Annotated in this window: 1 protein-coding gene; it reads right to left on the bottom strand. The window is 51.8% G+C overall.

Annotated elements, in window-relative coordinates; genetic code table 11:
* Window positions 1-2,714 (bottom strand): calcium-binding protein (locus QT974_RS22755; protein WP_442933203.1); only part of this gene is annotated, 2,714 nt, incomplete at both ends.

Below are 2,714 nucleotides of genomic sequence, written 5' to 3'. Positions count from 1 at the left end.
GCTGCTAAGAGTGAGTCGTTGCCACCTTCGCCGTAGAGGTAGTCATCGCCAGCTTTGGCGTATAACGTGTCATCGCCTTGGCCGCCCCAGAGGTAATCGTTGCCAACTCCGGCATCCAGAATGTCTTTGCCGTCGCCACCGTAGAGGTTGTCATTGCCTTCGGCTGCATCGAGGATGTCGTTGCCGCCTTCGCCGTAGAGGTTGTCATCGCCAGCTTTGGCTAATAAAGTGTCATCGCCTTCACCTCCCCAAAGAATGTCGTTGCCAATTCCAGCATCGAGGAAGTCTTTACCGTCGCCACCGTAGAGGTTGTCATTGCCTTCGGCTGCATCGAGGGTGTCGTCGCCCGCTTCGCCGTAGAGGTTGTCGTCGCCTTCTTTGCCGAGGAGGATGTCGGCATCGTCGCCACCGTAAAGTTGGTCGTTGCCGAGGCCTGCATTCAGGGTGTCTTTGCCGGTGCCGCCGTAGAGGTAATCGTTGCCAGTTCCGGCGTCGAGGGTATCGTCGCCTGCATCGCCTCTGAGTGTGTCGTTGCCGGCTTCACCGATGAGAGTGTCTTTTTCGTCGCCGCCGGAGAGTTCGTCGTCGCCGGTGCCACCGTAGATTAGGTCGGTGTCTCCTTCGCCGTAGAGTTTGTCGTTTTCGCCTTCGCCGTAGATGGTGTCTTTGTCTGCGCCACCGTAGATGTAGTCATCGCCAGCGCCGCCGTAGAGTAGGTCTTTGCCTGTTTCGCCGAAAATCGTGTCGTTGCCTCTTCCGGCGTCTCCAGCTACGGTGTCGTCATCGCTACCGGCGTAGATTAAGTCGTCGGCGTCGCCACCTCGGATGTAGTCTCGGCCTGCTTCGCCGTAAAGCGTGTCTCGGTCTTGATTGCCGTAGATGCTGTCGCCGCCATCGCCGCCGTAGATTAAGTCGTTGCCGAATTCGCCGTAGAGTTTGTCGTTGCCGCCGAGTCCGTAAATGCGATCGTTCCCAGCATCACCAGTGATAACGTTAACCGTATCGTCGCCGGTAATATTATCGTCATGACGAGAACCGGCGACATTTTCAATGCCAGTAATTTTGTCTTGGTCTCCCCAGCCGTCAGTAGCATCGCCTGTTTTTAAGTTGACAGTAACGCCGTTCGGGTCGCGGCGGTAGCTGAGAATGTCGATGCCTTGTCCGCCGTAAAATGAGTCATTACCGGCATTGCCAATTAATAAATCGTTGCCTTCTAATGCCCAAATTCGGTTATCTTTGGCGTTGCCAATTAAGATGTCTTCAAAGCGAGTACCGATGATATCTTCTAAATTTCTCAAAGCATCGGTATTGCCAAAACCGTCTTTACCAGTACCAGCAGCAATTTCAAAATCTCGTTCGAGTTCGGTGTAATATTCGGTGGGATTGACATCGGTAACGAATTCTTTGAAACGTTGCTTGGTATTAGTTTCGTAGTCGCTATTTTCGTCAATATTAACGATAACACCACGGGGAGAATTGATGTAATTAACGAGATCGACTCCTTCACCGCCGTCAATTAAATCATCGCCGATTTCTCCGATTAACGAGTCATTGCCAGTACCGCCAAATAATTCGTCATTTCCAGCATTACCGTTGAGAGTGTCATCGCCACCTTGACCTAAAAGTACGTCATCATCGAGGCCGCCAAACAAGGTATCTTTGCCATCGCCACCATCGATGTAATCTTGACCTTGACTGCCGAAAAGATTGTCATCGCCAGCTTGTCCGTAAATATCATCGTCGTCGGCACCCCCATCAATGATGTCTTGGCCGTCGCCGCCTTCTAGCCAGTCGTTCCCTTCGTTACCTTGGATGACATCGTTGCCACCTTGTCCGTAAATTCTGTCATCTCCGGTATTGCCGAACAGCAAATCTTGGCCGCTGCCACCATCGATGTAGTCATCATCGGCGTTGCCTTCTATGGTGTCGCTGCCGTCTTGTCCGTAGAGAATGTCGTTACCTTCATTGCCTTGAATGAAGTCGCGGCCGCTGCCACCTTCGGCGTAGTCTTCGCCGGTGTTTCCTTGGATGATGTCGTTACCAGATTGGCCGTAGAGTTGGTCATCGCCACTACCTCCGATGAGGGTATCGTTATCGCTACCGCCGTCGAGAATGTCGTCGCCATCTTCACCGAAAAGTTGGTCGTTGCCAGCTTCGCCGTAAAGTAAGTCGGCATTTAATCCACCGTAAAGTTTGTCTTGGTCGTCGCCACCATATAAAGTGTCGTTTCCGGCTTCTCCTTGTAACAAATCATCGCCTTTTTCGCCTCGCAAATCGTCATTTCCCGTGCCACCATTGAGGGTATCTTTTCCTGTTCCGCCGTAAAGAGAATCGTTGTTTTCTTCTCCTTTTAAGTTATCGTCTCCTTCTTCGCCATAGAGTTTGTCTTCACCTTGGCCGCCGTACAAGGAATCATTTTCGGTGCCGCCATAGAGAGAGTCATTGCCATTTTCTCCTCGGAGGTCATCCGCACCTTGTTCGCCGCGAAGTTCGTCATTGTCATCGCCACCGTAGAGGAAGTCGTTATCTTGACCGCCGTAAAGAGTGTCATTGCCATTTTCTCCTCTTAAATCGTCGCTACCTTCATCACCTCGGAGGTCGTCATTGTCATCGCCGCCGTAAGCTTTGTCATTACCCGTGCCACCGTAGAATTTGTCGTCTCCTTTTTGTCCCCAAAAAAGGTCGTTTCCGCCTTGGCCGTAGAAGATATCGGT

Source organism: Microcoleus sp. BM001215392 (assembly GCF_036700185.1).
GTDB lineage: Bacteria > Cyanobacteriota > Cyanobacteriia > Cyanobacteriales > Microcoleaceae > Microcoleus.
The sequence above is the reverse complement of the archived record's forward strand: the minus strand, read 5'-3'. Positions and strand labels throughout refer to the sequence as shown.